The sequence below is a fragment of the Mesorhizobium sp. LNJC391B00 genome (assembly GCF_000502535.1).
Classification (GTDB): Bacteria; Pseudomonadota; Alphaproteobacteria; order Rhizobiales; family Rhizobiaceae; genus Mesorhizobium.
In genome coordinates, this window is the sequence record NZ_AYWI01000003.1 from 144,056 (window position 1) to 170,096 (window position 26,041).

32 protein-coding genes are annotated in these 26,041 nt (G+C 63.6%); 16 read left to right on the plus strand and 16 right to left on the minus strand.

Annotated elements, in window-relative coordinates; translation table 11 throughout:
- Nucleotides 1–66 precede the first annotated feature (66 nt).
- From X750_RS156285 to X750_RS156270, 4 genes are all read left to right on the plus strand, one after another.
- Nucleotides 67–765, plus strand: a complete 699-nt coding sequence (locus X750_RS156285; RefSeq protein WP_023700107.1) for a YafY family protein — start codon at nt 67–69, stop codon at nt 763–765.
- A gap of 91 nt (nt 766–856) precedes the next feature.
- Nucleotides 857–1,267 carry a VOC family protein gene (locus tag X750_RS156280; protein ID WP_023698200.1) on the plus strand — a complete coding sequence of 137 codons (411 nt, stop codon included), beginning with the start codon at nt 857–859 and terminating at the stop codon, nt 1,265–1,267.
- Nucleotides 1,264–1,698, plus strand: a complete 435-nt coding sequence (locus X750_RS156275; RefSeq protein ID WP_023704207.1) for an EVE domain-containing protein — start codon at nt 1,264–1,266, stop codon at nt 1,696–1,698. Before X750_RS156280 ends, X750_RS156275 begins: the two co-directional genes overlap by 4 nt.
- Before the next feature lie 120 nt (nt 1,699–1,818).
- Entirely contained in the window at nt 1,819–2,241 is a 423-nt protein-coding gene (locus tag X750_RS156270; protein ID WP_023704206.1) for a VOC family protein, read from the plus strand.
- Here the strand turns inward: X750_RS156270 and X750_RS156265 are convergent.
- The 4 genes from X750_RS156265 to sppA all read right to left on the minus strand — a co-directional run bounded on the left by X750_RS156265 (nt 2,231) and on the right by sppA (nt 4,946).
- Nucleotides 2,231–3,196: an ornithine cyclodeaminase family protein gene (locus tag X750_RS156265; protein WP_023747043.1), complete on the minus strand. Its 966-nt coding sequence runs from the start codon at nt 3,194–3,196 to the stop codon at nt 2,231–2,233. The genes X750_RS156270 and X750_RS156265 overlap by 11 nt on opposite strands.
- A 31-nt stretch (nt 3,197–3,227) precedes the next feature.
- Nucleotides 3,228–3,572 (minus strand): lipopolysaccharide assembly protein LapA domain-containing protein, encoded by a 345-nt coding sequence (locus X750_RS156260; protein WP_023698203.1) that lies wholly within the window; start codon nt 3,570–3,572, stop codon nt 3,228–3,230.
- 52 nt (nt 3,573–3,624) lie between these two features.
- Nucleotides 3,625–3,909: an integration host factor subunit beta gene (locus X750_RS156255; RefSeq protein ID WP_006200394.1), complete on the minus strand. Its 285-nt coding sequence runs from the start codon at nt 3,907–3,909 to the stop codon at nt 3,625–3,627.
- Nucleotides 3,910–3,989: 80 nt separating this feature from the next.
- Nucleotides 3,990–4,946, minus strand: a complete 957-nt coding sequence (sppA, locus tag X750_RS156250; protein WP_023747044.1) for a signal peptide peptidase SppA — start codon at nt 4,944–4,946, stop codon at nt 3,990–3,992.
- Between the two features lie 293 nt (nt 4,947–5,239).
- On the opposite strand from sppA, the gene lptC reads away from it, so the two are divergent.
- From lptC to ptsN, 6 genes are all read left to right on the plus strand, one after another.
- Nucleotides 5,240–5,953, plus strand: a complete 714-nt coding sequence (lptC, locus tag X750_RS156245; RefSeq protein ID WP_023747045.1) for an LPS export ABC transporter periplasmic protein LptC — start codon at nt 5,240–5,242, stop codon at nt 5,951–5,953.
- Complete coding sequence (locus X750_RS156240; RefSeq protein WP_023683069.1) at nt 5,940–6,524, plus strand: LptA/OstA family protein; 585 nt, start codon at nt 5,940–5,942, stop codon at nt 6,522–6,524. Before lptC ends, X750_RS156240 begins: the two co-directional genes overlap by 14 nt.
- On the plus strand, nt 6,521–7,339 hold the full coding sequence (gene lptB / locus X750_RS156235) for an LPS export ABC transporter ATP-binding protein (RefSeq protein WP_023700100.1): 819 nt from the start codon (nt 6,521–6,523) through the stop codon (nt 7,337–7,339). Before X750_RS156240 ends, lptB begins: the two co-directional genes overlap by 4 nt.
- 212 nt (nt 7,340–7,551) lie before the next feature.
- Nucleotides 7,552–9,078: an RNA polymerase factor sigma-54 gene (gene rpoN, locus X750_RS156230; protein ID WP_023740839.1), complete on the plus strand. Its 1,527-nt coding sequence runs from the start codon at nt 7,552–7,554 to the stop codon at nt 9,076–9,078.
- Nucleotides 9,079–9,473: 395 nt separating this feature from the next.
- The gene (raiA, locus tag X750_RS156225; RefSeq protein ID WP_023747046.1) at nt 9,474–10,058 is read left to right on the plus strand and encodes a ribosome-associated translation inhibitor RaiA; all 585 of its coding nucleotides are present in this window, start codon (nt 9,474–9,476) and stop codon (nt 10,056–10,058) included.
- 108 nt (nt 10,059–10,166) lie between these two features.
- Complete coding sequence (gene ptsN, locus X750_RS156220; RefSeq protein ID WP_023669743.1) at nt 10,167–10,631, plus strand: PTS IIA-like nitrogen regulatory protein PtsN; 465 nt, start codon at nt 10,167–10,169, stop codon at nt 10,629–10,631.
- Nucleotides 10,632–10,702: 71 nt separating this feature from the next.
- On the opposite strand, the gene X750_RS156215 is transcribed toward ptsN, so the two are convergent.
- Together X750_RS156215 and X750_RS156210 are read right to left on the minus strand one after the other, a co-directional pair.
- Complete coding sequence (locus X750_RS156215) at nt 10,703–10,960, minus strand: DUF1150 family protein (protein WP_023683072.1); 258 nt, start codon at nt 10,958–10,960, stop codon at nt 10,703–10,705.
- A gap of 64 nt (nt 10,961–11,024) precedes the next feature.
- Nucleotides 11,025–11,450, minus strand: a complete 426-nt coding sequence (locus X750_RS156210) for an Hsp20 family protein (RefSeq protein ID WP_023669741.1) — start codon at nt 11,448–11,450, stop codon at nt 11,025–11,027.
- A gap of 144 nt (nt 11,451–11,594) precedes the next feature.
- On the opposite strand from X750_RS156210, the gene X750_RS156205 reads away from it, so the two are divergent.
- The gene (locus X750_RS156205; protein WP_023698210.1) at nt 11,595–12,536 is read left to right on the plus strand and encodes a nucleoside hydrolase; all 942 of its coding nucleotides are present in this window, start codon (nt 11,595–11,597) and stop codon (nt 12,534–12,536) included.
- Between the two features lie 202 nt (nt 12,537–12,738).
- On the opposite strand, the gene X750_RS156200 is transcribed toward X750_RS156205, so the two are convergent.
- The 4 genes from X750_RS156200 to X750_RS156185 all read right to left on the minus strand — a co-directional run bounded on the left by X750_RS156200 (nt 12,739) and on the right by X750_RS156185 (nt 16,863).
- The gene (locus tag X750_RS156200) at nt 12,739–13,353 is read right to left on the minus strand and encodes a LysE family translocator (RefSeq protein WP_023704199.1); all 615 of its coding nucleotides are present in this window, start codon (nt 13,351–13,353) and stop codon (nt 12,739–12,741) included.
- Between the two features lie 97 nt (nt 13,354–13,450).
- Nucleotides 13,451–14,911 carry an amidase gene (locus X750_RS156195; protein WP_031242719.1) on the minus strand — a complete coding sequence of 487 codons (1,461 nt, stop codon included), beginning with the start codon at nt 14,909–14,911 and terminating at the stop codon, nt 13,451–13,453.
- Nucleotides 14,908–15,816 (minus strand): ribokinase, encoded by a 909-nt coding sequence (locus X750_RS156190; RefSeq protein ID WP_023747048.1) that lies wholly within the window; start codon nt 15,814–15,816, stop codon nt 14,908–14,910. The genes X750_RS156195 and X750_RS156190 overlap by 4 nt, the downstream gene beginning before the upstream one ends.
- 141 nt (nt 15,817–15,957) lie before the next feature.
- A complete protein-coding gene (locus X750_RS156185; RefSeq protein ID WP_031242721.1) occupies nt 15,958–16,863 on the minus strand; it encodes a methylated-DNA--[protein]-cysteine S-methyltransferase in 906 nt (301 codons plus the stop codon).
- Between the two features lie 115 nt (nt 16,864–16,978).
- On the opposite strand from X750_RS156185, the gene X750_RS156180 reads away from it, so the two are divergent.
- Entirely contained in the window at nt 16,979–17,794 is an 816-nt protein-coding gene (locus X750_RS156180; RefSeq protein WP_023686560.1) for a class I SAM-dependent methyltransferase, read from the plus strand.
- A gap of 10 nt (nt 17,795–17,804) precedes the next feature.
- Here X750_RS156180 and X750_RS156175 read toward each other — a convergent pair whose 3' ends face one another.
- Entirely contained in the window at nt 17,805–18,299 is a 495-nt protein-coding gene (locus tag X750_RS156175) for a DUF2244 domain-containing protein (RefSeq protein ID WP_023686559.1), read from the minus strand.
- Nucleotides 18,300–18,321: 22 nt separating this feature from the next.
- Here X750_RS156175 and nth point away from each other — a divergent pair, with 22 nt between their 5' ends.
- The gene (nth, locus tag X750_RS156170) at nt 18,322–19,155 is read left to right on the plus strand and encodes an endonuclease III (protein ID WP_023683078.1); all 834 of its coding nucleotides are present in this window, start codon (nt 18,322–18,324) and stop codon (nt 19,153–19,155) included.
- On the opposite strand, the gene X750_RS156165 is transcribed toward nth, so the two are convergent.
- From X750_RS156165 to X750_RS156150, 4 genes are all read right to left on the minus strand, one after another.
- Complete coding sequence (locus X750_RS156165; protein ID WP_023683079.1) at nt 19,115–20,623, minus strand: tripartite tricarboxylate transporter permease; 1,509 nt, start codon at nt 20,621–20,623, stop codon at nt 19,115–19,117. The two genes, nth and X750_RS156165, sit on opposite strands and share 41 nt — an antisense overlap.
- Before the next feature lie 9 nt (nt 20,624–20,632).
- Complete coding sequence (locus X750_RS156160) at nt 20,633–21,106, minus strand: tripartite tricarboxylate transporter TctB family protein (protein ID WP_023683080.1); 474 nt, start codon at nt 21,104–21,106, stop codon at nt 20,633–20,635.
- 98 nt (nt 21,107–21,204) lie between these two features.
- Complete coding sequence (locus tag X750_RS156155) at nt 21,205–22,182, minus strand: tripartite tricarboxylate transporter substrate-binding protein (protein ID WP_023683081.1); 978 nt, start codon at nt 22,180–22,182, stop codon at nt 21,205–21,207.
- Between the two features lie 178 nt (nt 22,183–22,360).
- Nucleotides 22,361–22,816 carry a DUF2214 family protein gene (locus tag X750_RS156150; RefSeq protein WP_023735112.1) on the minus strand — a complete coding sequence of 152 codons (456 nt, stop codon included), beginning with the start codon at nt 22,814–22,816 and terminating at the stop codon, nt 22,361–22,363.
- 141 nt (nt 22,817–22,957) lie between these two features.
- Here X750_RS156150 and X750_RS156145 point away from each other — a divergent pair, with 141 nt between their 5' ends.
- The 3 genes from X750_RS156145 to X750_RS156135 all read left to right on the plus strand — a co-directional run bounded on the left by X750_RS156145 (nt 22,958) and on the right by X750_RS156135 (nt 25,091).
- Nucleotides 22,958–23,188 (plus strand): YdeI/OmpD-associated family protein, encoded by a 231-nt coding sequence (locus X750_RS156145; protein ID WP_023683083.1) that lies wholly within the window; start codon nt 22,958–22,960, stop codon nt 23,186–23,188.
- A gap of 142 nt (nt 23,189–23,330) precedes the next feature.
- The gene (locus X750_RS156140) at nt 23,331–23,870 is read left to right on the plus strand and encodes a GNAT family N-acetyltransferase (protein ID WP_023686555.1); all 540 of its coding nucleotides are present in this window, start codon (nt 23,331–23,333) and stop codon (nt 23,868–23,870) included.
- A 120-nt stretch (nt 23,871–23,990) separates the two neighbouring features.
- Nucleotides 23,991–25,091: an OmpA family protein gene (locus tag X750_RS156135; RefSeq protein ID WP_023747050.1), complete on the plus strand. Its 1,101-nt coding sequence runs from the start codon at nt 23,991–23,993 to the stop codon at nt 25,089–25,091.
- Here X750_RS156135 and X750_RS156130 read toward each other — a convergent pair.
- Nucleotides 25,078–25,851: an IclR family transcriptional regulator gene (locus tag X750_RS156130; RefSeq protein ID WP_023686553.1), complete on the minus strand. Its 774-nt coding sequence runs from the start codon at nt 25,849–25,851 to the stop codon at nt 25,078–25,080. The two genes, X750_RS156135 and X750_RS156130, sit on opposite strands and share 14 nt — an antisense overlap.
- Between the last annotated feature and the right edge of the window lie 190 nt (nt 25,852–26,041).

The following is a 26,041-nucleotide window of genomic DNA, read 5'->3' on the forward strand; positions in this document are numbered from 1 at the left end:
AAATGGTCGAGCGTGCGAATGTCTGAGGTGGTGGACCTCGCTGAGGAAACAGGCAAATCTCGAATCATGTCCCGTTCCGAACGCCTGCTCGACCTGATCCAGATCCTGCGCCGGCATCGCCGGCCGGTGAGCGGTCGCACGCTTGCCGGCGAGATGGACGTTTCGATCCGAACGCTCTACCGCGACATTGCCACGCTGCAGGGGCAAGGCGCGCCGATCGAGGGCGAGGCTGGGCTGGGCTATGTGCTGAAACCCGGCTTCATGCTGCCGCCACTGATGTTCACCGACGAGGAGATCGAGGCCATCGTTCTGGGATCGCGTTGGGTTGCCAGACAACCGGACAAGCGGCTGTCGGCCGCCGCCACCGACGCGCTGGCCAAGATCGCCGCTGTGCTGCCGGATGATCTGCGCGAGGACCTCGATGCGACCGCGCTTTTGGTCGGGCCGCACGGCGATGCTGTCGAAAGCATCGACCTTGGCCTGGTGCGCCAGGCGATCCGCAACGAGAGAAAACTCGGCTTTCTTTACCGCGATGCCGGCGGCGCCGCCTCCGAGCGCTTGATCTGGCCATTCGCGCTCGGCTTTTTCGACAAGGTGCGGGTGGTGGTGGCCTGGTGCGAGACGCGGCAGGATTTCAGACATTTTCGCGCCGACCGGATGTCGGGGCTCAACACCACGGATATCCGCTATCCACGTCGTCGGCAGGCGCTGCTGAAGGAATGGCGCGCGACGCTGGACGCACCGAAGCGCCAGCCCGGCGCTTAATGCTCCTTTCTACGCCCTCGCAAGCCGCTGCTGCCAGAATCTGACAGTGGGGTCACCTATGCTCCTCCAATCGAAACCCTGGAGAGCAGACATGAACACCCCCAATTTCGTCATCCTTTATGTCGACAGCCCGGAGCGGAGCGGCGCCTTCTACGGTGCGCTGCTGGGACGCCAGCCGGTGGAGACGTCGCCGACCTTCGTGCTGTTTGTGCTCGACAATGGCTTCAAGCTCGGCCTGTGGTCGCGCCACACCGTGGAGCCGTCGGCCGCGGCCGCGGGTGGCGGCGCGGAGCTCGTCTTCGCGTTGGACCGGCCTGATGCGGTGGACGCCGCCTACACGGACTGGGCAGGACGCGGCTTGACCATCCTGCAGACGCCGACCGACATGGACTTCGGCCGCACCTTCGTTGCGCTCGATCCCGACAAGCACCGGCTGCGCGTCTACTGGCTGAACGACGGAGAACAGGCCAATGGGGAACAGGCCAATGGAGAACAGAAATGAGTGCGCACTGGATCGCGGTCGCTTCCGCCGAACATGTCCGGCGCGGCCGCGAGGCCGGCTTCATGCAGGTCAACCACGGCAAGGCGGCACCTTTGCGCCGCATCAAGCCCGGCGACGGTGTGGTCTACTACTCGCCGACCACAATTCTGCGAGAGAAAGACGGCCTGCAGGCCTTCACGGCAATCGGCACGGTGCGCGAAGGCGAGCCTTACCAGGGCGACATGGGCGGTGGCTTCACGCCGTTCCGCAGGGATGTCGAATGGGCAAAGGCCGAGGAAGCGCCGATCAAGCCGCTGCTCGAGCAGCTCGACTTCACCGCGGGCAAATCGAACTGGGGTTATCAACTGCGCTTTGGCCTGTTCGAAATTACCGCGCATGATTTCGCGCTGATCGCCGAGGCGATGGGCGCAAAGGCCATGAAGGCAGGCTGAAGCATCCAGCCGCCGGATCGGCAAGGCAGCGTGACAAGGCTGCTGACACCAAGTTATCAGCAGCCTTGTGCGACAAACGATTGTCTTCAGATAGCGACGCGCTTGCCCCAGGAGAATAAGATGGACTTCGTCTCGATCCGCATCATTACCGACCAGATCAAGCCCTTGGTGGCATTCTACGAGACGATCACCGGGCTTACCGCAACCTGGTTCACAGACGATTTCGCCGAACTGGCAACGCCGTCCTGCACACTGGCGATCGGCAGCACCCGCACGCTGGCCCTGTTCGGAACTGACGTGGCGCAGCCGGCCGCCAATCGCTCAGCGGTCATCGAGTTTCGCGTCGCCGATGTTGATGCTGAGTACAGCAGGCTGGCGAAAATTATCGGCGATTTCGTACAGACGCCGACGACGATGCCATGGGGTAACCGGTCGCTGCTGCTGCGCGATCCCGATGGCAATCTGGTGAACTTCTTCACCCCGGTCAGCGCGGAAGCGATCAGGAAGTTCGATCGCAGAACCGGCGCAGACGCTACTGCTTGAGCGCGTTGTAGACGGCAATGCCGGCGGCAAGGTCCTCAAGCGCGGCGCCGACCGACTTGAACAGCGTGACCTCAGTGGGGCTCTGCCGGCCCTGTTTTTCCCCGCGCGCCAGCTCATGCAGATCGGCGACGATGGCTTCCGGCTTCAGCACGCCGGAGGCGAGCGGCTGGACGATGTCGCCGGCTTCCTTGGTGGCGCCGGCGCGGGTGTCGACATAGACGCTGGCGCGCGCGATCGCGTCGTCGTCGCTTTCGCGCATGGTCGGCGTGAAGCCGCCGACCAGATCGACATGCGCGCCCGGCTTGAGCAGCGCACCCTTGACCAGCGGCGTCGTCGTGATCGTCGCCGATGAGACGATGTCGGCCTCGGCGAGTTCGGCGTCGAGATCGCTTGCGGCCTCGGCGTTGAAACCGTCCGCGCGCAAATCAGCCGCGACCTTTTCGGCATTGGCGGGCGTGCGGTTCCAGATGCGGATGGTCTTGATCGGCCGCACCGCGGAGTGCGCCTTGGCGAGGAACGGCGACAGCGCGCCGGCGCCGACCACCAGAAGCCGCGATGCGTCCTCGCGGGCGAGATAGGAGACGGCCAGCGCCGAGGCGCAAGCGGTGCGCCACTGTGTCAGCCGTTGGCCGTCGATCAGCGCTTCGGGCTCACCGGTGGCGCCGTTGAGCAGGAGATAGAGCCCCATCACCGCCGGTTTGCCGATGGCGTTGTTGTCGGGCGATACGGTGACGATCTTGACGCCGATATGACCGCCGACCGACGTGCCGGCCGCATGGAAGTCGGTCCACGCCGGCATCAACAGCAGCGTGGAAGTGGCACCGTCGGGCCGTTCGACTCCGTGATGATGGCGGACGGGTTGCACAGCACCCTCGCGGAAGGCCGCGCGCAATGTCTCGACCAGCCCGGGAAAGGTCAGCGCCTGGTCGACAGCGTCGGCCGAAATGGTCAGCATGCAAAACTCCGCGAAGACAAAAGCTTCGGCTTCAGGCCGTTGGCTTCGGCAGCGCCGGACCCTGGCCCGAGCCTTGCGGTGCGGCGGGTACCCGGCTGACCGCCTGGCGCAAATTCTCGGCCTCGACCCCGCGCTGGCGCGCCAGCTTGCGGTAGCGGCCCTGCTTGACCCAGGTCGCCAGGCTGCCGACGACCATGCCGATGGCGAGCGCCACGAACAGGAAGATGAACAGCGGCAAGGTCAGCGTCAGTTTCGGATTGCCGGGGTTGAACGGGTCGAGCGTGAAGGCGACCAGCTCGCGGTTGGCGACGGCCAGCGCAATCAGGATGACGGCGAGCGGCACGAAGACCACGATAAGTATGAAGCGGTTCAACATAGAAATTCCCTGGAGAAGGCAGGCCTTGATAAGGTCGGCGCGTGGTCCGCGCCTACTTGCCGCCATTCAGCCTTTCACGCAATTCCTTTCCGGTCTTGAAGAACGGCACCCACTTCTCCTCGACCTCGACGGATTCGCCGGTGCGCGGGTTGCGGCCGGTGCGGGCAGGGCGATTCTTCACCGAAAAAGCGCCGAAGCCGCGCAACTCGACCCGATTGCCTTCCGCTAGGGCATCGGTGATCTCGTCGAAGATCGCTCCCACTATGTTTTCGACGTCGCGCAGGAAAAGATGCGGGTTGCGCGTGGCAATGATCTGCACAAGCTCGGATTTGATCATCAGAAAGGTCCCCGTGAAAGCGCTGCGGTCAAATTATCAGGATGATTTTATTTGCTTTTTTACTCGCCCCAACCGGCAGATCAAGGGTGCCAGACGGAAACGAGACCGTCAAGAAACAAGCGATCCGCGCCAATTTCGTGAAGCACGTCGCCGCCGGCCTCCGACATGCCGAGCGCGCTGCCGACGCTGCGCGCTATTGCTTTCGAGAACAGGAAGCCGCCACGCCGCTCGGTGTCCTTCCATTCCACCACCTTGAGCTTGGCGTCGACACCCTTGGTCGCCAGCCAGTCGATCGCCACGCTCTCGCCGCCGACAGCGTCGATCAGACCGTTGGCAAGGCCCTGGCGGCCGGTGAAGATCGAGCCGTCGGCAAGGGCCAGTGCCTGATCGCGGGTCATTTTGCGGCGCTCGGCGACGATGCCGACGAACCAGTCATAGCTGTCGAGGATGAGCTTGCGGACCATGGCTCGCTCGTCTTCATTGGTCGGCTTGAAGGGCGAGGGCGATGCCTTCAGCGGCGAGGATTTCACTTCCTCGAGCTTGATGCCGACCTTGTCCATCAGACCGCTGACATCGGGATACTGGATGAGCACACCGATCGAGCCGACGATCGACGTCTTGCGGGCAACGATATGGTCGCTGGCACTGGCGATCATGTAGCCGGCCGATGCGGCCAGCGTGCCGACCTCGGCCACCACCGGCTTGTCGGCGGCAAGCTTGCGCACCTCCTCGTAGATCGATTCACCGCCGACCGTGGTGCCGCCGGGCGAATCGATCGCCAGGATGACGCCCTTGACTTGCGAGGATGTGCGGATCGTTTCCAGCCGCTTGATCAGTTCCTCGTCCTCGGTGATGGTGCCTTCGATCCTGACCTTGGCGATGTGGTCGACGGAAGAACCGCCGAGGTCGCCGCCATAGAACCAGCTTGCAAGCGCAATCACCCCAAGGGCCACGATGGCAATGGCGGCGCCGCGCCAGAAGGTCAGCTTGCGCCGCAAGCGGCGGCGGTCGATCAGGTCGTCGGCTCTCAGTGCCATGGTCTGCCTCACAGTCGGTGGGAAGCGATGCTTTTAAAGCAAGCGTCCGCGCCCGGCTACCTCTTCCTCAAGAGCCTGCGACGAAGCGACCTTCACGACGGAGGCATTCAGGAAAAAATGACGCGGCGCGTTCGTTTCTGCTATGAAGTGCGAAATTGTGTCGCCTGAGTTCCGTCTGTAAAACAGCGGCCGTCACATTTTTGCGGTTTTCCTCCGCTTGTGCTTGCTTGCGGGGGCCGGCAACCCACCTATAGCAGGTGTTTTGGCGGACAAGGGTTTATTAGAAGTCAGTCATGCTTGCGCGATCGAACGAACCGACCAATGCCGATGCGGCCTTGGCGCCCACGGCGCCAGCGGGCACGCGCGGCGACGCCTTCGACCGCGCCCAGCGCCACTCGCGCCGCGTGCGCGTGCTTAAGTTTGCCGTGCCGGTGCTTGCCGCAGGGATCGCGGTTGCGTTTCCGGTCTATTCCTATCTGGCGGCGCCGATCAACATTTCGATACAGGCAGACGGCACCGCTTTCGCGGATGGCAAGCTGGTGATGGCCAATCCGAAGCTCAACGGCTTCACCAAGGACAAGCTGCCCTATTCGCTGATGGCCTTGCGCGCCATCCAGGATGTCGGCAAGCAGGACATCATCGAACTCGAAGGCATCCATGCCAAATTGCCGCTGACGGCCGACAATGTGGCGACCGTCGACGCCAAGCGCGGCATCTACAACAGAAACGCCAACACGATGGACATGACCAGCAACGTTACCGTCACCACCACCGACGGCGTCGCTGCCATCTTCAAATCGGTCTTCCTCGATATGGGCAAAGGCTCTATGAAGACAGGTGATGCGGTCGATGTCAGCCGTAACGGCTCGCGGATCACCGCGGGTTCAATGTCGGTCGAAGACAATGGCAAGGTCATCGTTTTCGAGAACAAGGTAAGCGTTCACATCGATCCGGCCACTATGAAGGCGGCAGAGGCAAAGAGCGGAGAAACGAATGCGTCCCAGTAATTCGGCACGGCTTGTCGCCGCAGCCTCGGCCTTGCTGTTGCTGGGTATGGCGCCGTCCTGGGCTCAGTCCAGCGCCAGCAGCCAATCCGGGCTCAAACTGTCGGGCGACCAGCCGATCCAGATCGAGAGCGACAAACTTGAGGTCCGCCAGGCCGACAGCATGGCGCTGTTCAGCGGCAACGTCACCGTCACGCAAGGGCCAACGCTGCTCAAGGCCGGCAGCATGGAGGTCTACTACGTCAAGGACCCCAACGCCGCCAAAGGTGCTGCCGCCGGCGCTTCGGCGATGACCGGTTCGGCCAATATCGACCATCTGGTGGTCAAGAACAAAGTCTACATCAAGTCGAATGACCAGATCGCCACCGGCGACAACGCCACGTTCGACATGAAGACGCAGGTTCTCGTCCTGTCGGGCAAGGAGGTCGTCTTGTCCCAAGGACCCAACGTCCTCAAGGGCTGCAAGCTCACCGTGCAGATGAAAAGCGGCCTGGCTCAGGTCGATGGCTGCGGCGGGCGCGTCATCATGTCGATGACGCCGCCACCGAAATCCGAGGCCCCGAAGCCCGAATGACTGGCGTATCTTCGCTGCTGACCCGCCTTCCGGGACGGGCGGCCAGTAAACTTGCTGCACCGGCCACAGTCACCGTCGATTCCGCGAAGTTCAAGGGCACCCTGATCGCCAAGGGTCTGACCAAGAGCTACAAGGGCCGCAAGGTGGTCAGTGGTGTCACCATCGGCGTGCGCGCCGGCGAGGCTGTCGGGCTGCTCGGGCCGAACGGCGCCGGCAAGACCACCTGTTTCTACATGGTCACCGGCCTGGTGCCGGTCGATGAGGGCACGATCGAGATCGACGGTTTCGACGTCACCTCGATGCCGATGTACCGCCGCGCCCGCCTCGGCATCGGCTATTTGCCGCAGGAAGCCTCGATCTTCCGCGGCCTGAATGTCGAGCAGAACATCCGCGCCGTGCTCGAAGTGGTTGAGAAGGACCGCAAGGTGCGCGAGCGCAATCTCGACGAACTGCTCGAGGAATTTCACATCAGCCATCTGCGCAAGTCGCCGTCCATGTCGCTGTCGGGTGGCGAGCGGCGACGTCTTGAGATCGCCCGCGCTTTGGCGACGCGCCCGGCCTACATGCTGCTCGACGAGCCGTTCGCCGGCATCGACCCGATTGCCGTCGCCGACATCCAGCAGCTGGTTCGTCATCTGACGGCGCGCGGCATCGGCGTGCTGATTACCGACCACAATGTGCGCGAAACGCTCGGCCTCATCGACCGCGCCTACATCATCCATGCCGGCCAGGTGCTGACGCATGGCCGTGCCGACGAGGTGGTGGCGAACCCCGATGTGCGCCGGCTCTACCTGGGCGAAGGTTTCACGCTCTGAGCGTGAAATTTGTTTCCTGACGTGATTTTTGCCGCCCCGCGGGGCTTTTTTCTCCGATTTTGCGTGAGATAATGCTTCGGTAGGCGCCTTTTGCCATCGTTCGCCTTGACAAGCAAAAGCCGGGCCAGTTTCTATGGAAGGTCGGAAAATTCATTTTCGGCAGCTTCTGATGTGTAGGCTTCCGGGTGCAGAAGGGCGTTTGAAACCGAACCATGGCGTTGGCGGCGAAACTACAGCTACGACAATCCCAGTCGCTGGTGATGACGCCGCAGCTGATGCAGTCGATCAGGCTGTTGCAGCTCACCCATGTCGAGCTCGACCACTTCATCGACGACGAGATCGAGCGCAATCCGCTGCTGGAGCGCGCCGAGCCCCAGGATGACGCCGCAGGCGACCAGGTGCAGAAGGGCGATGTCGCTCCTGAGCCTGCCGCCGATGGCGACTGGTTCGAAAACGAGACGGCGTGGAGCGCCGAAGCGATCTCCGACAAGCTCGACAGCTCGCTGGAAAATCTGTTCCCTGACGATCCCGGCACCAGCGAGCGGCTCGGTCCCGACCTGACGGCGCAGTGGAAGTCGGCCACCGGCAATGGTTCGTCCGGTTCGTCCGAAGGCTTCGACGTCGGCGACATGGCCGCCGCGGCGATCACGCTGCGCCAGCATGTCGGCGAGCAGATCGCGCTTGCCTTTGCCGATCCGGCCGCAAGGCTGATCGCAGCCGAACTGGCCGACGGCCTGGACGAGGCCGGCTATCTGCGCGCCGATCCCGCCGAGATCGCCAAACGGCTCGGCGCCGATCAGGCGATGGTGGCCAATGTGCTGGCAGCCTGCCACACATTCGAGCCGGTCGGCCTGTTTGCGCGCGACCTTGCCGAATGCCTGTCGCTGCAGCTTGCCATGCGCGATCGTCTCGATCCGGCGATGAAGATGCTGGTCGGCAACCTCGAACTGTTGGCGCGGCGCGATTTCCAGACGCTGAAGCGGCTTTGCGGGGTCGACGAGGAGGATCTCCTCGACATGTTGGCCGAAATCCGCGCGCTCGACCCGCGCCCGGGCATGGCGTTTTCGGGCGGCGCCAGCGACGCCATCGTCGCCGATGTCGAAGTCCGCGCCGCCAATGACGGCAGCTGGACGGTCGAGCTCAATGCCGAGACGCTGCCGCGCGTGCTTGTCGATCACATCTATTTCGCCCAGGTCTCGCCGCATGCGAAGAATCAGGCGGAGAAGGATTTCCTGGCCGAATGCCTGCAGAATGCCAACTGGCTGACGCGCAGTCTCGACCAGCGGGCAAAGACGATCCTGAAAGTGGCGTCGGAAATCGTGCGCCAGCAGGACGCTTTTCTCGTCCATGGCGTGCGTCAGCTCAGGCCGCTCAACCTACGCACGGTGGCCGATGCCATCGGCATGCATGAATCGACCGTCAGCCGGGTGACGGCCAACAAATACATGCTGACGCCGCGTGGCGTGTTCGAGCTGCGTTATTTCTTCACGGCTTCGATCGCGGCGTCGGGCGGCGGTGATGCGCATTCCTCGGAAGCGGTGCGCGACCGCATCAAGCAGCTGATCGACGAGGAAAAGCCCGCCGATGTGCTGTCCGATGACGCAATCGTCGACATGTTGAAGGAAAGCGGCGTCGATATTGCCCGGCGCACGGTGGCCAAGTACCGGGAGGGTATGAATATTCCCTCCTCGGTGCAGCGGCGGCGTGAAAAGCGCGCTCTGGCAAGCGCGGGGCGCTAGCTCTGCTTGCCCGACAAGGCTTTTGCTATGGTTGGATTTCCACAACTTTCGACCTTAAAGCGCGTCGCGCTGAAACGGATTCATACGACGCGCTTTAAGTCTTTGTTGATGCATGTCGTTGTCCCAGAACCGCAGGGCACTTCTGGGCGACATGCATTAATTGACAAGCTGCAATGAAGTGTCTAGAAGCCCGCCCGCATGAGACGGGCTCGCGGCCCGCATGCGGATGGTCCGTCACGATGAAGGCCACGGGACGGCCAAGAAGGCGGATTGTGATCCACCGGAAAGTTCGGATCTAAAATCGGCGCGAGTTGACGCCGCAAAGCTTGTGCGCACGGATCACGAGTATAAACTCTGGCCAGTTTGAAGCCTGAGCAAGGAAGGTCAGTTTTCAGATGAAATTGCGCATATCGGGTAAACACATGGATATCGGCGATGCGTTGCGTACGCGCATTACCGATCGTGTCGGCGAGGCGATTGGAAAATATTTCGATCGCGGTTTTTCAGGGCACGTCACGGTCATCAAATCGGGGTCGCGTTACTCGGCCGATTGCATGATCAGGCTGGATTCCGGCGCTTCGCTGCAGGCAACCGGCGATTCCCAGGATCCGACACTTGCCTTCGAGGCGGCCGCGGATCGCCTCGAAACCAGGCTGCGGCGCTACAAACGCCGTCTGAAATCGCACAATTCAGGCAGTGGAAATGGCGAAATCACCGACATCGCCTATACGGTGATGGCGCCGCTGACCGACGACGATGAGGACATTCCGGAGGACTACGCCCCGGCCATCGTCGCCGAATCAACCATGACGCTGCAGACCATGTCGGTGGCGTCGGCGGTCATCGAACTCGACACCAAGGACAGCCCGGTTTTCGTCTTCCGCAACGCCGGAAACGACCACCTCAACATCGTCTATCGGCGGCCGGACGGAAATATCGGCTGGATCGACCCGTCGACGACCAAAGTCGCACAGGCGTGACGACAACGACAATGGTCGCACAGGTGACGACAATGGTCGCACAGGGATAATAGCCAGCCGCGCGAGGGGCGAGGACTGGCGACGGCAGGCGAATAAGGGATTTCAAATATGGATCTGAGCGATCTTCTCAACGTTCCGGCGATCTTGCCGGCGTTGAAGGCGAACTCCAAAAAGCAGCTTCTGCAGTTGCTGTCCGAGAGAGCGGCGGCGATTTCCGGCATTCCGGAGCGCGAAGTGTTCGACACCATCCTGCAGCGCGAACGGCTGGGCTCCACCGGCGTCGGCAACGGCATCGCCATTCCGCACGGCAAGCTCGCCGGGGTGAAGCGCATCGCCGGCGTCTTTGCCCGTCTGGAGACGCCGGTCGATTTCGAGGCCTTGGATGACCAGCCGGTCGATCTGGTGTTTTTGCTGCTGGCCCCGGAAGGCGCCGGCGCCGATCACCTCAAGGCACTGTCGCGCATCGCCAGGGTTTTGCGCGACGCCGACACGGTGGCCAAGATCAGAGGCACGCGCGACGCGGTCGCCATCCACGCGCTGCTTTCGGACACGCAGGCCTCGCACGCCGCCTGAAGTTCTTCGGATTTAAGTCTTCCAGGGGCCGCCGAAGGCGGCCCTCTCCATTTCAACCGCCAGCAGTCGCCTTAGTGAATGGCGACAGTGGTCAGGTCGTTTTCCATGGCGCCGGCCAAAGCCCGGTCTTTCGCATCCGAAAGCAGGATCGGCTGGCCGTTGGCGGCAAACAGGGCCCACAGGACCATACCAGGCGCTATTTCGCCGAGGTTGGGGAAGCGCCCGAGCAGCTCGTCGCTCGAGACCTTGCGGAGATAAGCGACCGAGCCTTCGCCGAGATGGGCGAATTCGCCGCTGGTCATGGTGATGGTTTCGTCAGTTCTGGTCATTTCAAGCCTCCTTGGCGCGAGGACGCCGCTCAAGGCCATCCCGCATGAGAGCCATCGGTAAAGATCAGTCTTTCACCGATATATTTATTTTCCGTACCAGCCGTTCGGTATCCGGCCGATCGAGATCGATCGACAAAAGGCCGTTCTTCAGTTCCGCTGCGATCACCCGCATGCCGTCTGCCAGCACGAAACAGCGCTGGAATTGGCGCGCGGCGATGCCGCGATGGAGGAATTCGCGCTCGGTGTCGTCGGTTTGACGGCCGCGCACGACCAACTGGTTTTCCTCCGTGGTGACATCGAGATCGCTTTCGGCGAAACCCGCGACAGCCAGCGTAATGCGCAGCCTTTCGGCCTTGCCGTCGGCACCGCTGAGGCGCTCGATGTTGTAGGGAGGATAGCTGTCACCGGATTTCGCCAGTCGTTCCAGGGTCTTTTCCATGGCATCGAAACCAAGGAGAAGCGGGCTGGAGAAGGGCGTCATTCGGCTCATGTTACACTGTCCTCTTTGGAGCGACATAAACTGGAAAAACCCGGATGGCATTTTTCCCGATGGTCTTGATATGGTCCGCGCCGCGGCCAAGTTCAAGCCGCCGAACACCCCCGCCAAAAAGACTCCCCCGCATAAGGAAATGAAATGCCCCAGACCCGCAAGATCATCATCGACACGGATCCCGGCCAGGACGATGCCGTCGCCATATTGCTGGCGCTCGGCAGCGCCGAGCTGGAGATCGTCGGCATCTCTGCTGTTGCCGGCAACGTGCCGCTGAAATTGACCGAAAAGAACGCCAGGAAAATCTGCGAACTGGCCGGCCGGCCCGACATCAAGGTCTATGCAGGCGCCATCCGCCCGTTGGCGCGCGAGCTGGTCACCGCCGAGGAAGTGCATGGCAAGACCGGCCTCAACGGCCCGCAACTGCCCGATCCGAAGATGAAGCTGCAGGGCCAGTATGCGGTCGACTTCATCGTCGAGACCCTGATGAAGGAAGAGGCCGGTACGATCACCCTGTGCGCGCTCGGCCCGCTCACCAATGTCGCGCTGGCGCTGATCCGTGAGCCGAAGATCGCGCCGCGCATCAAGGAAATCGTACTGATGGGCGGCGGTTTCTTCGAAGGCGGCAATGTCACGCCGACCGCAGAATTCAACATCTATGTCGATCCGCAAGCCGCCGACCTGGTGTTCAAATCCGGCATTCCGATCGTCATGATGCCGCTCGACGTCACCCACAAGGCGCTGACCACGGCCAAGCGCACGCAGGCCATCCGCCAGCTCGGCACCAGGGTCGGCACCGCGACGGCCGAGATGCTGGAGTTCTTCGAGCGCTTCGACGAGGAGAAATACGGCACCGATGGCGGCCCGCTGCACGACCCCTGCGTCATCGCCTATCTGTTGAAGCCGGAGCTGTTCAAGGGCCGCAACTGCAACGTCACCGTCGAAACCACCTCCGAACTCACCATGGGCATGACCGTGATCGACTGGTGGGGCGTGACCAAGCGGCCGAAGAACGCCATGGTGATGCGCGACATCGACCATGACGCCTTTTTCGCGCTGCTGGTGGAGCGGTTGGCTCGGCTTTAGCTCTGTCTTTCCTTTCTCCCCATTGTGGGTTCCGAAGGGACGGGGCGAGACAAGTGGCTCGCCCCCGGGCGGTGTCGCCGAAGGCGACGGAGAGGTGTTCCAGGAAACGCCAGCGTCTCACTCCGCTGGAACACCCCTCAACCGTCTCGGCGCTATCGCGCCGATCCACCTTCTCCCACAAGGGGAGAAGGAAAAGGCGCCGTTACTTCGCCTTTGAAAACGCCAGCCACACGCCGCCGCCGACCAAAAAACTGCCGCTGATCCTGGACATCAGCTTGATGCGGCTGGCCGAGAGCAGGCGGCCGGCGCGGCTGGCGGCGAGCGCGTAGGTCGAGTCCGAGACGGCGGCAAAGATCATGGCGGTAAGGCCCATGACGACGATCTGCAGGGTGTAATTGCCCTGCGGGGCGATGAATTGCGGGAAGAAGGCGCCGAAGAACACCAGGGTCTTGGGGTTGCTCAGCGCCACGAGCAGGCCCTGCAGGAAGAAGCCGCCGCGCGGCTTTCTCGCGGTGCCGTCGGCATTCAGCGCGCCCTTGGAACGGAACATCTGCACCCCCATCCAGATCAGATAGGCGGCGCCGATCAGGCGTACCCATTCGAACCAGTGGCCCATGCCCGATATCAGCGTGTTGAGGCCGATGCCGACAATGGCGATCATCACGGCGAGCCCGGCCTGCGTGCCGGCGACATTGGCAAGGCCGGCGCGGTAGCCATGGCGGATGCTGTTGGCGATGATCAGCGTCACAGTCGGACCGGGCACCAGGATGATGACGATGCAGGCAAGGACATAGGCGGCGTAGAGTTCCAGCGACATGGGGATTTCCTCGAGGATGCGCTTAGGCGGCTGGCTGCAATCAATGCATGGCGGCGGGGCTGGTGCAAGCCGGTCGCAGACCGTGCCGCCCCTCGCGTCAGGACGCCCCCACCTGCCAAGGCAAGGTCGCCTCATAGGCCGCTCCGGCCCTGAGCACGGCGAGGTCGCCGCGCGGCCGGCCGATCAACTGCATGCCCATGGGGCGGCCTTTGTCGTCGAAGCCGACAGGCACGTTGAGCGCCGGACAGCCGCCGAGCGTGGCGAAGGCCGAAACCTGCATCCAGCGATGGTAGCTGTCCATGGCGCGTCCGGCGACCTCACTTGGCCAATGCGTGCCGACTTCGAAAGGAAACACCTGCGCCGTCGGCAGCGCGATGAGATCGAAGTGCTCGAACAGCGACAGCAGCGTCCGGTGCCAGGAGGTGCGGATGACCGAGGCCGCGCGGATCTGCGGCGCCGTCAGTCGCATGGCGTTCTCCACCTCCCAGACGGCTTCCGGCTTCAGCAGGGCGCGCTTGTGCGGGTCGTCATAATGGACTTTCAGCGCCGAGCCGCTGCTCGCCTGCCGCAGCGTCACGAAGGCTTGCCACAGTGCCTCGAAATCGAAATCCGGCAGCAAGGGCTCGGTCAGGAAGGATGCCTCCGCGAAGCGGCCGAGTGCGGCCTCGCACAGGTCGAGGATGCCAGGCTCTACCGGCAGGTGACCGCCGAGATCACCGAGCCAGCCGACGCGGCCGCCGCTTGCCGGCGTTGCCAGCCCTTCGAGGAACGAACCAGGCTTTTCCCAGGACAAGGGCGCATGCGGATGGTAGCCCGCCTGCACATCGAGCAGCAGCGCCATGTCCCTGATGCTGCGGCCCATCGGTCCGTCTATGCCCATCTGGGCATGAAAGACTTCAAGATCCGGCCCGCCGGGGACAAGGCCCTGCGACGGGCGGAAGCCATAGACATTGTTCCACGCCGCCGGATTGCGGAGCGAGCCGCCGAAATCGCTGCCGTCGGCGACCGGGACCATGTCGAGCGCAAGGGCGACCGCTGCGCCGCCGCTCGAGCCGCCGGCGGTCAGCGCCGGATCGAACGCGTTCAGCGTCGGTCCGAAAACATTATTGTAGGTGTTGGATCCCAGCCCGAATTCGGGAACGTTGGTCTTGCCGATGATGATGCCGCCGGCCTTGCGGATGCGCTCGACGAAGAAATCATCCTCCTGTGGCACGAAATCGGCGAAGATCGGCGAGCCGAAACTGGTCCTCAAGCCGCGCGTCATGGCGAGGTCTTTTATCGCCATCGGCAGGCCAAACAGCGAGCCGGCCGGCCCGCCTTGCGCCAGATCGGCGTCCGCCGCGTCGGCCTCGCGCAGGATGTCGGAGCGCTCGCGCAACGAGACGATGGCGTTGACCAGCGGGTTTACCGCGTCGATGCGGTCGAGGAATGCGGCGACCAACTCGCGCACGGACAGGCGGCGCAGCCGGATCGCCTCGGCCAGGTCGACAGCGGACATCCGGCAGATGTCGCCGGCGGGGGGCACGGCGTGCTTCGTTGCGGGGCGCAGGGCTGTCATCCGGCGTTGTTGCGCAGGGCGGTGTCGACATCCGCCGCCAGCGGGATGGCCGGCTGGGCGCCGGGCTTCAGGCAGGCGAGCGAGCCGGCGGCTGCGGCGCGGGTGAGAGCCTGCTCCAGCGGCAGGTTGGACGCCAGCCCGGCGGCGAGATAACCGCAAAAAGTATCGCCGGCCCCGACGGTGTCGACCGGCGTGATCTTCAGCGCCGGCACGGTCAGGAAATCCTCCGGGATCGCCGCCAGCACGCCGTCGCCGCCGAGCGTGACGACGATGGTGCGGCCGGTTTTGCCGGCGAAGTCGCGCATGCGCGCCGGGCGGTCGCGGCCTTTCAGCGACAGCGCCTCGCCGTAAAGGTCGAATTCGGTTTCGTTGGCGACGGCGTAGTCGGCCTTGCCGAGCAACGCTGCCGCCTCGCTACGGAACGGCGCGGTGTTGAGCACGGTGACGGCGCCGGCGGCGCGTGCGGCGTCAAGCGCTGCATCGACGGTCTGCAGCGGGATCTCGTGCTGCAGCAGGACGACGTCGCCCTTCGCAAGGAAAGCCTTGGCGAGATCGCCGGGCAGCACCGAATCATTGGCGCCCGGCACGACGGCGATGACATTCTCGCCATCGGCGCCGACGAGGATCAGCGCCGTGCCGGTGGAGGCGAAGCTCTGGCCGACGCCGGAGAGATCGACCTTGCCGGCCACGAGCAAAGCGAGGGCTTCGGTTGCGAAATTGTCCTTGCCGACGGCGCCGACCATGCGCACCTTGGCGCCGGCGCGCGCCGCAGCCAGCGCCTGGTTGGCGCCCTTGCCGCCGGGCGCGGTGGTGAAGCCGGAGCCGCGAACCGTCTCGCCCGGCGAAGGCAGGCGGTCGACATTGGCGATAAGGTCGAGGTTGATCGAGCCGACAACGATGATCAAGAAAGCCTCCTGCGGAATGCGCGGGAAGCTAACCTGTAAGCCGGCGGCTTGCCAGAGCGTGCGGATGTTTTGCGCCGGGAGCTCGCAAAAAGAAAAACACCGGCGAAGGGATTTCGCCGGTGTTGTTTGATGCGGGCAGCTTCAGGACGCGGTCTGGCCCGCTTCCCAACCGAGGATGGCGCGTTTGCGGGTCAGGCCCCAGTGGTAGCCGGTGAGTGCGCCGGACTTGCCCAGCGCCCGATGGCAAGGGACGACGAAGGACAATGGGTTGGCGCCGACCGCCGCCCCCACCGCCCGGCTGGCGTTTGGCGCGCCGATCCTGGAGGCGATCGAAGAATAAGTGCAGGCCTTGCCCATCGGGATCCTGAGCAGCGCGTCCCAGACGCGCAGCTGGAAGTCGGAGCCGATCATCACCACGCGCAGCGGCTGGTCGGCGCGCCACAATGTCGGATCGAAGATGCGCGCCGCATAGGGCTGGGTGGCGCTCATGTCCTCGACATAGGTGGCGTTCGGCCAGCGGCCCGACATGTCGGCGAAAGCCGCCCGCTCGCCGCCCGGATCGTTGAAGGCGAGCCCCGCAAGGCCACGGTCGGTGACCATGATCAGGGCGATGCCGAAGGGCGAGATGTGGTAGCCGTAGCGGATGGTCAGGCCGGCGCCGCGCGTCTTGTAGTCGCCCGGCGACATCGCCTCGTGGGTGACGAACAAATCGTGCAGCCGGCCGGGGCCGGACATGCCGAGTTCGAACGATGTTTCGAGGAGCGGCATGCCGGAATCGAGCAGTTTGCGGGCATGGTCGAGGGTGACCGCCTGCAGGAAGGCTTTTGGCGACAGGCCGGCCCAGCGGGTGAACAGCTTTTGCAGGCCCGTGGGTGTCTCGCCGACATCAGCGGCCAAGGCTTCCAGCGAGGGCTGGTCGCGATAGTCGAGGCTGATCTTCTCGATGGCGCGGCGCACGACCTCGTAGTCGCTGCCGTTGGGGGTGATGTCGTGCTGCAGGATCGCTGTCGGTTTCATCTGCGTATTCGTGGTCATCTGGGCGTTCATGGCAATATCTCCTTGACCGCGAATATCGGTCTTTCCGCCCCTTGCAACCACCCGAAACTTGCCTTGTTGCCGCCTGTTCCCAGATAAATACTGGATTGCGCCCCGGGAGATGCCAATGGCCGGCGAAAGGGTGAATCTGAGCGGAGCAAGGGAGACCTTGCTGATGACGCTTTATGGCAAGGCACTGGAAAGCCGGCTGCCGCATTCGCTGCTCGGGGATCGCTTCGCCGACGAGGCCGTGCGCAAGATCGACTATGATTTCTCGCGCCTCAAGGTCGACACCAATCTCGGCATCGGCCTGGCGATCCGGGCCAAGACGTATGATGTCCGCGTTCAGGACTTCATCGCCAGAAATCCCGGCGCCATCGTGCTGCATCTCGGCTGCGGGCTCGATACGCGCATTTTCCGTGTCGATCCACCCGAAGGCGTGGAGTGGTTCGATGTCGATTTTCCGGATGTCATCGCGCTCCGGCGCAAGCTTTACCCGTCCCGGGACCACTACCACCTCGTCGGCTCTTCGGTAACCGACCCAGACTGGCTGGCAGAAGTGCCGCGCAATCGTCCGGCCGTCGTGGTGATGGAGGGGTTGACGCCTTATCTCCCGGTAGAGGAGGGGCCACGGCTGCTGTCACGCCTTGTCGCGCATCTTGCCGGCGGCGAGCTGATGTTCGACGCCTACAGCCACTTCGGCCTGAAGATGCTGCGCCTCAATCCGACCATCAGGGCGACGGGCGCCGAGGTTCACTGGGCGATCGACGACCCGCAGGTACTGGAGCGTGCCGTTCCGAAGCTGCGCTTTGTCGACGATATCTCGGCCTACAGCGCGGAATGCACAGCGCATATGAGCTGGTCCGCAAAACTGTTTATCGGGCTCTGGAGACACATTCCCGCATTGCGCAAGGTCGGCAGGATTTTACGCTACCGGTTCTGACGCGCCGGCTCTAACGCGTCCTGGCTTTTGTCAGAGCACGTGAAAATGCAGTGGCAAAACTCTCGCGGGAGTCAGGGTCCAGGAATGACCCGATCGGCACATTCTGTCCTTGTGCTTCCACCGTCATCATGGTGATGCCGATCTCGGCATGGCGAGCGACGGAAAAGCGTGCCCAGAAAGGGTTGAAGCGATGCGCTTCCGACTTTCCCGAGGGCGCCGTCTTGCGGATGTCGAGGCTGGTGCGCGACACCGACACTTCCTCGCGGGCACGGGCGGCACGATAGTTGGCGCGGAAGGCGATGTAGACGGCGATGACGTCGAGGCCGAAGAAGCCGAACACCGGCCAAGCGCCGCGCGACAGGAAAAACGCCCCGGTCACCACCCAGCCGAACAGCAGCGCGCCCATCAGCACGGCAAAGCCGGTGCGGCCCAGCGAGCGGTGCGGTGTCAGCAGCGCCTGGAAGAATGGCTCGTCGGCCTGAAACGAGGCGTTTGTGTCGCTCATCCCAGGATATTATAGGAGGGAAATGGCCAGCCCCAAGTCCAAAAATCTTTCCCTATCCAAAAGTGAACTGCCGCCCGGGCGGCGCGACGGCTCGAATGCCAAGCCGCGACCGCGGCCGGCGCGGCTCCGTTCGCTCTACAGCGCCGCCGAGGTGCATGAGATCTTCCGGCGGTTTTCGGTGCAGCGGCCCGAGCCGAAGGGCGAGCTCGAGCACGTCAACGCCTTCACGCTGCTGGTGGCCGTGGTGCTGTCGGCGCAGGCGACCGATGCCGGCGTCAACAAGGCGACGCGGGCGTTGTTCAAGGTCGCCGACACACCTGAAAAGATGCTGGCGCTGGGCGGAGCCAGGGTTGGCGAGTACATCCGCACCATCGGACTCTGGCGCAACAAGGCCAAGAATGTCGTGGCGCTCTCGGAGGCGCTGATACGCGATTACGGCGGCGAGGTGCCCAGCGAGCGCGATGAGTTGGTCAAGCTGCCGGGGGTCGGGCGCAAGACCGCCAATGTCGTGCTCAACATGGCGTTCGGCCAGCACACGATGGCGGTCGACACCCATATTTTCCGCATCGGCAACCGCCTCGGCCTGGCGCCAGGCAAGACGCCCGAACAGGTCGAGCAAGGGCTGCTGCGGATCATCCCGGACGAGTATATGCGCCATGCGCATCACTGGCTGATCCTGCATGGCCGCTATGTCTGCAAGGCGCGCAAGCCCGATTGCCCGGCCTGCGTCATCGCCGATCTCTGCAAGGCCGAGGTGAAGACGACAGACGTGCCGGCGCCGCTCGTGGAAATCGCGGCGCCCGGCGTCCCGACAACTAGCTTTCCTCCACGAACACCTCTTCGCGCTTCTTCTTGACCGACGGCAGGAAGACGACGACGAGCACGGCCAGTGCGACGAGCAGCAGGCCGGCGCTGATCGGCCGCGTCACGAAGGTCGAGGGGTCGCCGCGCGACAGGATCATGGCGCGGCGCAGGTTTTCCTCGAGCAGCGGGCCGAGCACGAAGCCGAGCAGCAGGGGTGCGGGTTCGCAACGCAGCTTGGTCAGGATGTAGCCGAGCAGGCCGAAGAATGCGACCGCGTAGAGATCGAAGGCGTTGGTGTTGACGCTGTAAACGCCGATCGAGCAGAACGCCATGATGATCGGGAAGAGCACATAATAGGGGATCGTCAGCAGCTTCACCCATAGCCCGATCAGCGGCAGGTTCAGCACGATCAGCATCAGATTGCCGATCCACATCGAGGCGATGATGCCCCAGAACAGCGCCGGCTGCTCGATCGCGACATTGGGGCCGGGCACGATGCCCTGGATTATCATGGCGCCGATCATCAGCGCCATGACCGGATTGGCCGGAATGCCCAGCGTCAGCATCGGAATGAAGGAGGTCTGGGCGCCGGCATTGTTGGCCGATTCCGGTCCGGCGACGCCGGCGATGGCGCCCTTGCCGAACTCCTCCGGGTGTTTCGACACGCGCTTTTCGACCGTGTAGGAGGCAAAGGCGGCAAGCACCGCGCCGCCGCCGGGCAGGATGCCGAGCGCCGAACCGATGATCGTGCCGCGCACGATGGGTGCTGCCATCGCCTTGAAGTCGTCGCGGGTCGGCATCAGGCCGGAGACTTTTTTGATCATCACCGAGCGCTCGTGCTCGTTTTCGAGATTGCGCAGGATCTCGGCGACGCCGAAGACGCCGACCGCCACCGCCACGAAGTTCAGCCCGTCGGCATATTCGCGGATGCCGAGCGTGAAGCGCGGCGTGCCGGTGTAGATGTCGGTGCCGACAATGCCGAGCAGCAGGCCGAGCACGACCATCGCCAGCGCCTTGACGATCGAGCCATGGGCGAGAGCGATGGACGAGACGAGGCCGACGATCATCAGCGAAAAATATTCGGCCGCGCCGAATTGCAGGGCTATTGCCGTCAGCGGCGGGGCAAAGACGGCGACCAGGAAGGTCGACACCGTGCCGGCGAAGAACGAGCCGATCGCGGCGATCGCCAGAGCCGCCCCGGCGCGACCGTTCCTGGCCATCTGGTAGCCGTCGATGGCGGTCACGGCCGAGGAGGATTCGCCGGGCATGTTGATGAGAATGGCGGTGGTCGAACCGCCATACTGGGCGCCGTAGTAGATGCCGGCCAGCATGATGAGGGACGAGACCGGGTCGCCGATCTGGAAGGTGATCGGCAGCAGCATGGCGATGGTTGCGGTGGCGCCGATGCCGGGCAGGACGCCGATCAGCGTGCCGAGCAGAACGCCGATGAGGCAAAAACCCAGATTGGCCGGCGTGGTGGCCGTCGAAAAGCCGAGTTCGAGGTTCCTGAGGAGGTCCATCTCAGCGCCTCACAATGCCAGCCATTGGGGCAACCAGGGGCCGAAGCGCTGGAATGGCAGCCCGAGCGCGTAGCTGAAGACCAGCACCGAAAACAGCGTCAGGCCGGCCGACAGCAGAAGTGCCGTCAGCGGCTTCATGCGGGCGCTGGCAAAAGAGGCGATCAGCGCCGTCAGGAAGATCGACGGGACGAAGCCGAGGCCGCGCACGGTCATGCCGAAAAAGATCGGCGCCGGCAGGATGAACAGCATGCCGCGCCACGCAATGGGGCCGATCGGCTCGCCCTCGACGCGCACCGCCTGGACGAGGATGATGGCGCCGAGCACGATCAGCACGATCGCCAGCACCAGCGGGAAATAGCCCGGTCCCATGCGGAAGGCGGTGCCGATTTCGAGGCCGAGCGATTGTATCGCGAAAAAGGCGCCGAAAAAGATGAACAGCGCGGCGCACAGGCCGTTTGCCCTGTCGATGGCGAAAGGTTTCATGGCGGTCCTCCCCTGACCCTTGCAACGGGCTTGCCGTTGCAAATGTGAAAACGGACGTCGAAGCGAAAACGGGGCGCCGGCAGCGCCCCGTTCAAGCCTCAGTCGGCGTATTGGCCGGCGGCTTCGATGATCGGCTTCCAGCGCATGATCTCGCCTTCCAGCTTGGCCTTCAGCGCTGCCGGCGTCGCGTCGGCCTCGGACGACGGCTTGGTGCCGAGTTCGGCGAAGCGGGCGATGACGTTGGGGTCCTTCAGCGCGACCTGGAGCGATTTCGACAGTCGGCCGGTGATCTCGGCCGGCGTGCCCTTCGGCGCATAGAGGCCGTGCCAGATGCCGACCTGCACCGCGGGCAGGCCGGCTTCGATGGTCGTCGGCACGTCCTTCAGCACGTCGAGGCGCTCCGGCGTGGTGACGGCATAGGCCTTGATCGTGCCGCCCTGGATCTGCTTGGTGGTGTTGGTGGTCTGGTCGCACATAATGTCGACCTGGCCGCCGAGAAGGTCGGTCATGGCCGGACCGGTGCCCTTGTAGGGCACGGTGACCAGCGGCGTGCCGATGGCGCTCATGAACAGCATGCCGCACAGATGCGAGGCAGCGCCGATGCCGGCATTGGCGACGGTGATGGTGTCCTTGTTGGTCTTGGCGTATTCGACCAGCCCTTTCAGGTCGGCCGGCTCCAGGTCCTTGCGGGCGACGATGGCCATCGGCACCTCGGTGACGAGGCCGACATACTCGAAGGCGTTCAGCGTGTCGTAGGCGAGTTTTCTGTAGAGGGTCGCGCTGGTCGCCATGCCGATGTGATGGAGGAGCAGCGTGTAGCCATCCGGGTCGGCGTTGGCGACGCGACCGGCGCCCAGCGTGCCGCCGGCGCCGCCGACATTTTCGACGATGATCTGCTGGCCGAGATCCTTCGACATGGCTTCGGCGACGAGCCGCGTAACCGTGTCGGTCGGACCGCCGGCCGCAAACGGCACGACGACGGTGATGGTGCGCTCGGGATAGGTCTGTGCGCTGGCGGTGAACGAATAAAGCGTGACGGCCGCGGCGGCGGCCAGGGCGGCTACAATTTTCCTCATCGTAATTCTCCTCCCAGGATATCAATCTCCGATCGCTGTGCAGGTCAGGCAGCGAGGGTGCAACAAAGGCAAGCTAACAGATTGTCGCCTGACGCAAACTGCAAAATACAGTCGTGCGCAACCATGGCGATCAGTGGGGAGTATGCCCGGAGGAGATGGGTTTGGTGTTGGCGTTGCTTCAATAACCGTAGCCGCGCGCCATCGCCGCCGCGAAGATCGGGATCAGCAGGAAGATGAAGGCTTCGGCGCGCACATAGGTCTTCACCGAGGCGAGTTCCGCAACCGGCACCTGAAAGCCGGGATTTGCACTGGCTTGCCGGTTCCAGGAGATGAAGCGGATGGTCGGGATGATCGACAGCAGGCCAACGATGCCGAATGCCGCCATCTTGGCCCAGAACACCCAGTTGTAGACGTAGAATTCCCAGCCCTTCAGGCCGTAGATGACGCGGCAGATGCCGATGATGATGATCAGCATGGCGATGATGCCATAATGGCGGTCGATGCCGGCAAGCCGCTTGAGCGTGGCGGCGGAGAGGTCGCCGCGGATCAGGACAAATTCGGCGCCGATGATGCCGGCCAGCGACAACACCAGCAGATGATGGAAAATGGCAAGCACGAGATCGGTGGTGTCCATGGCGTTCTCCTCCCATTGGCGGTATCGAGACCGGCCCTTGCCGGACCGGTTGCGAAAGGTAGCATCGTTCGGCAGAATTCCCAGAGGCGGACCTGGGTTGGACCATCGGCGTCGCCATCCTGACAGCTGGGGTTTTCTGAAATGACCGGACTGAAGCGCGCCCTGAACCCGATGCCGGACGACATCCGCATCGCCCTGACCGAAAAAGGACTGACAGCGGCCTACGAGGCGCGGCCGGACTACCAGAAGAACGATTATCTCGGCTGGGTCGCCCGCGCCAAACGCAGCGACACCAGGCAGAAGCGGCTCGACCAGATGCTGGACGAATTGCGGCGCGGTGGGCTCTACATGAAGATGGTCTGGCACGGCTGAAAGTAAGCCGACGCTGTTCGCTTCGACCGCCTGGTCGCGCCGGGCCGTTCGGAAGCTTCCCTGGCTGAATGATGATCCGGCTTGGCCCTTGTCCGGGCGCGCTGGTTTGCTAAGCGCTGACCGTCAACGGAGGCAGAGTTTCATGGGCAGTCCAAAAACAGCCGGCGTCCCGGTTCTCGAAACGGAACGGACCATCATGCGGGCGCACCGGATCGAAGATTTCGACGACTATGCCGTCATGTGGGCCGACCCCGTCACCACCCGTTTCATAGGCGGCAAGCCGCGGACGCGGGAGGAAAGCTGGATGCGGTTCCTGCGGCATGCCGGCCTGTGGTCGCTGCTCGGCTACGGCTTCTGGGCGGTCGAGGACAAGGCCAGCGGTCGCTTCATCGGCGAAGCCGGATTCCACGACCTGAAGCGCGACATCGAGCCGTCGCTCGAGGGCATTCCGGAAGCCGGCTGGGCGCTGGCGCCGCAAGCGCATGGCAAGGGTCTTGCCAGCGAAGTCGTCAGAAGGGCCCTGGCCTGGGGCGACGAAACCTTTGCCGGCGCGAGAACCGTCTGCATCATCGATCCGGAAAACACCGGCTCGTTGAACGTTGCGGCAAAGTGCGGCTACACCAAGGTCCTGGAAACCACCTATCACGACGGGCTGACGATCCTGCTCGAACGGCGGGTGTGAAGCGCTTCATCGACGCAATTTCCACGTTCTGCCAGGGTTGGCTATTCTAATCTAGCTACGCAATTCCTGTGGGAAAACCGCTCACACTTTTCCTGGAATTGCTCTTTGGGGGAGCCGACCATGCGTGCGATCAATGCGATATTTCTGAAGCTTTTCTGGGCGGGGCTGCTGCTCCTGGCGGCCGTGCAACTGGCGGGCGCCGATGCGACGGTGCCGACCGCCGACATCGAGGGCGGTGCCGACAATCATCTGGCCAAGCGCTACGAGGGGTCGTTCATCGTCTCCTACGAAAAATTCGCCTATACCGATTTTACAGTGCCGCTGTCGCCGCTGAAGCCGAGCGCCGATCCGGATGCCCGTGACACGATGAACAACCGTGTGTTCGCGCCGGACAAGAAGGCTGAGGTCGAAGGCGCGCTGACCCGCATCGCCTATGTGCTGCCGGCCGAGCGCTCCCCGCTCGAAGTGCTGCGCAACTACCAGGATGTGATCGCGGCCGCCGGCGGCGAAGTCCTGTTCGAATGCAAGAAGGAAGAGTGCGGCGGCGCCGCCGACCGGTCGTCGAGCGGTGGCGGCGGCGACATGAGCCTGATGATGTATTTCTTCCATGAAAGCGACGTCAAGGACGCGGCCTTTTCCAATGGCGCCTGGGCGGTAACCACCGGTATCAACGACCAGCGCTTCTTCGCTGCCAAGGTGCCGCAGGATGGCGGCGACGCCTATGTCACTGTTCAGGCCTATTCGCTGATCGACGACCTCTACTGCAAGGAACTCAACGGCCGCACCATCGCCGTCGTTCAGGTGCTGGAGCCCAAGGCGCGCGACAAGAAGATGGTGGTGGTCGAAGCGGCCAAGATGGCGGATTCGCTGTCGGCCACCGGCTCCATCTCGCTCTACGGCATCTTCTTCGACACCGACAAGGCCGACATCAAGCCGGAATCGGAACCGACGCTGAAGGAGATCTCGACGCTTCTGACCAACGAGCCCGGTATGGCGGTGATCGTCGTCGGTCATACCGACAACCAGGGCGCCTTCGACTACAATATCGATCTGTCGTCGCGGCGGGCGCAGTCGGTGAAGGCGGCGCTGGTCTCGAAATACGGCATCGATGGCGGCCGGCTGACCGCCGCCGGCGCCGGCATGATGGCGCCCGTCGCCAGCAATGACGGCGAAACCGGCCGCGCCAAGAACCGCCGTGTGGTGCTGGTCAAGGCGAACTGAGGCCGATCACGGTTTCAGCGCCGGCTAGGCGCGCTGCCTGCTCCAGCATCGAGGCATCCTCGCCGAAGGCGCGGGTGGCGCGAGCGGCGGCCTCCAGCAGGTCCGGTGTCATGCGGCGCAGGAACGCCGTGTCGACGCGTGTCGACGGGCCGGCGAGCGTCAAGGCGCCGAGCAGAACGCGGCCCGGTCCGAACACCGGCACCGAGACGCCCGCCGTCTCAGGGTCGCGGTCGCCGATCGACAGATAGTGGCAGGCGTTGCGGATGGTCTCGTATGGTTCGCCCGGCTGGCCTGAAAACGCTGCCAGCACGCGGCCGCCAGAGCCGGTGAGCAACGGCAGCAGGTCGCCTTCCCGGATCGTGTAGCGGATCGGGTGCTTGGATTCGACGCGGTAGAGACAGGTGCGGGCGTCGCCCGAGCGGACATAGAACGCCACGCTTTCCCAGCTGCGTTCGGCAAGATCGCGCATGATCGGCAGCAAGATGTCGACCGCCACGACCGAGCGCTGGTAAAGCGCGCCAAGCCGGAAGGTGGCGGGTCCGATGCGGTAGCGGCCATCGTCGAGCCGCTCCAGCAACTGCCCACGCAGCAATGAGTTCGCTAGCCTCAAAATGGTGCTTTTGTAGAGCCCGGTGCGCGCCGCGATCTCGGCCAGGCTGAGCGAGCGGTCGGCGGTCGCGAACGCGTCGAGAATGGCGATCGCGCGGTCGAGCGCGGCAACACCATCGGCCGGCAACGGCTGGGATCGCGCTTCGGTCATCTCACGAACAGTTTCATTCCAGTTTACCTGCTCGGACAAAGGCCGGCCGAAGCGATTGTGCCGCACATCCATGGTTCTGTCTAGTAGAACAGCGTTCCTGTTGACAGAACGTACCGAAATCGGCATGAATTTTTGCCGAGCGGGTCTGTTTTCAGGCTACGTTTCTGGCAGGCACCGGAGGAGGTGTCGT

Coding starts and splice junctions, on each gene's coding strand:
- raiA (WP_023747046.1), top strand. CDS start 9,474: ATGAAATTGCGCATATCGGGTAAACACATGGATATCGGCGATGCGTTG.
- lptC (WP_023747045.1), top strand. CDS start 5,240: ATGCTTGCGCGATCGAACGAACCGACCAATGCCGATGCGGCCTTGGCG.
- X750_RS156165 (WP_023683079.1), bottom strand. CDS start 20,623: ATGGACCTCCTCAGGAACCTCGAACTCGGCTTTTCGACGGCCACCACG.
- X750_RS156240 (WP_023683069.1), top strand. CDS start 5,940: ATGCGTCCCAGTAATTCGGCACGGCTTGTCGCCGCAGCCTCGGCCTTG.
- X750_RS156175 (WP_023686559.1), bottom strand. CDS start 18,299: ATGAGCGACACAAACGCCTCGTTTCAGGCCGACGAGCCATTCTTCCAG.
- X750_RS156200 (WP_023704199.1), bottom strand. CDS start 13,353: ATGTCGCTGGAACTCTACGCCGCCTATGTCCTTGCCTGCATCGTCATC.
- X750_RS156155 (WP_023683081.1), bottom strand. CDS start 22,182: ATGAGGAAAATTGTAGCCGCCCTGGCCGCCGCCGCGGCCGTCACGCTT.
- X750_RS156145 (WP_023683083.1), top strand. CDS start 22,958: ATGACCGGACTGAAGCGCGCCCTGAACCCGATGCCGGACGACATCCGC.
- sppA (WP_023747044.1), bottom strand. CDS start 4,946: ATGGCACTGAGAGCCGACGACCTGATCGACCGCCGCCGCTTGCGGCGC.
- X750_RS156280 (WP_023698200.1), top strand. CDS start 857: ATGAACACCCCCAATTTCGTCATCCTTTATGTCGACAGCCCGGAGCGG.
- X750_RS156210 (WP_023669741.1), bottom strand. CDS start 11,450: ATGAGCCGAATGACGCCCTTCTCCAGCCCGCTTCTCCTTGGTTTCGAT.
- X750_RS156205 (WP_023698210.1), top strand. CDS start 11,595: ATGCCCCAGACCCGCAAGATCATCATCGACACGGATCCCGGCCAGGAC.
- X750_RS156160 (WP_023683080.1), bottom strand. CDS start 21,106: ATGAAACCTTTCGCCATCGACAGGGCAAACGGCCTGTGCGCCGCGCTG.
- X750_RS156130 (WP_023686553.1), bottom strand. CDS start 25,851: ATGACCGAAGCGCGATCCCAGCCGTTGCCGGCCGATGGTGTTGCCGCG.
- X750_RS156150 (WP_023735112.1), bottom strand. CDS start 22,816: ATGGACACCACCGATCTCGTGCTTGCCATTTTCCATCATCTGCTGGTG.
- nth (WP_023683078.1), top strand. CDS start 18,322: ATGGCCAGCCCCAAGTCCAAAAATCTTTCCCTATCCAAAAGTGAACTG.
- X750_RS156180 (WP_023686560.1), top strand. CDS start 16,979: ATGGCCGGCGAAAGGGTGAATCTGAGCGGAGCAAGGGAGACCTTGCTG.
- X750_RS156215 (WP_023683072.1), bottom strand. CDS start 10,960: ATGACCAGAACTGACGAAACCATCACCATGACCAGCGGCGAATTCGCC.
- ptsN (WP_023669743.1), top strand. CDS start 10,167: ATGGATCTGAGCGATCTTCTCAACGTTCCGGCGATCTTGCCGGCGTTG.
- lptB (WP_023700100.1), top strand. CDS start 6,521: ATGACTGGCGTATCTTCGCTGCTGACCCGCCTTCCGGGACGGGCGGCC.
- X750_RS156265 (WP_023747043.1), bottom strand. CDS start 3,196: ATGCTGACCATTTCGGCCGACGCTGTCGACCAGGCGCTGACCTTTCCC.
- X750_RS156260 (WP_023698203.1), bottom strand. CDS start 3,572: ATGTTGAACCGCTTCATACTTATCGTGGTCTTCGTGCCGCTCGCCGTC.
- X750_RS156195 (WP_031242719.1), bottom strand. CDS start 14,911: ATGACAGCCCTGCGCCCCGCAACGAAGCACGCCGTGCCCCCCGCCGGC.
- X750_RS156270 (WP_023704206.1), top strand. CDS start 1,819: ATGGACTTCGTCTCGATCCGCATCATTACCGACCAGATCAAGCCCTTG.
- X750_RS156135 (WP_023747050.1), top strand. CDS start 23,991: ATGCGTGCGATCAATGCGATATTTCTGAAGCTTTTCTGGGCGGGGCTG.
- X750_RS156255 (WP_006200394.1), bottom strand. CDS start 3,909: ATGATCAAATCCGAGCTTGTGCAGATCATTGCCACGCGCAACCCGCAT.
- X750_RS156140 (WP_023686555.1), top strand. CDS start 23,331: ATGGGCAGTCCAAAAACAGCCGGCGTCCCGGTTCTCGAAACGGAACGG.
- rpoN (WP_023740839.1), top strand. CDS start 7,552: ATGGCGTTGGCGGCGAAACTACAGCTACGACAATCCCAGTCGCTGGTG.
- X750_RS156285 (WP_023700107.1), top strand. CDS start 67: ATGTCCCGTTCCGAACGCCTGCTCGACCTGATCCAGATCCTGCGCCGG.
- X750_RS156185 (WP_031242721.1), bottom strand. CDS start 16,863: ATGAACGCCCAGATGACCACGAATACGCAGATGAAACCGACAGCGATC.
- X750_RS156275 (WP_023704207.1), top strand. CDS start 1,264: ATGAGTGCGCACTGGATCGCGGTCGCTTCCGCCGAACATGTCCGGCGC.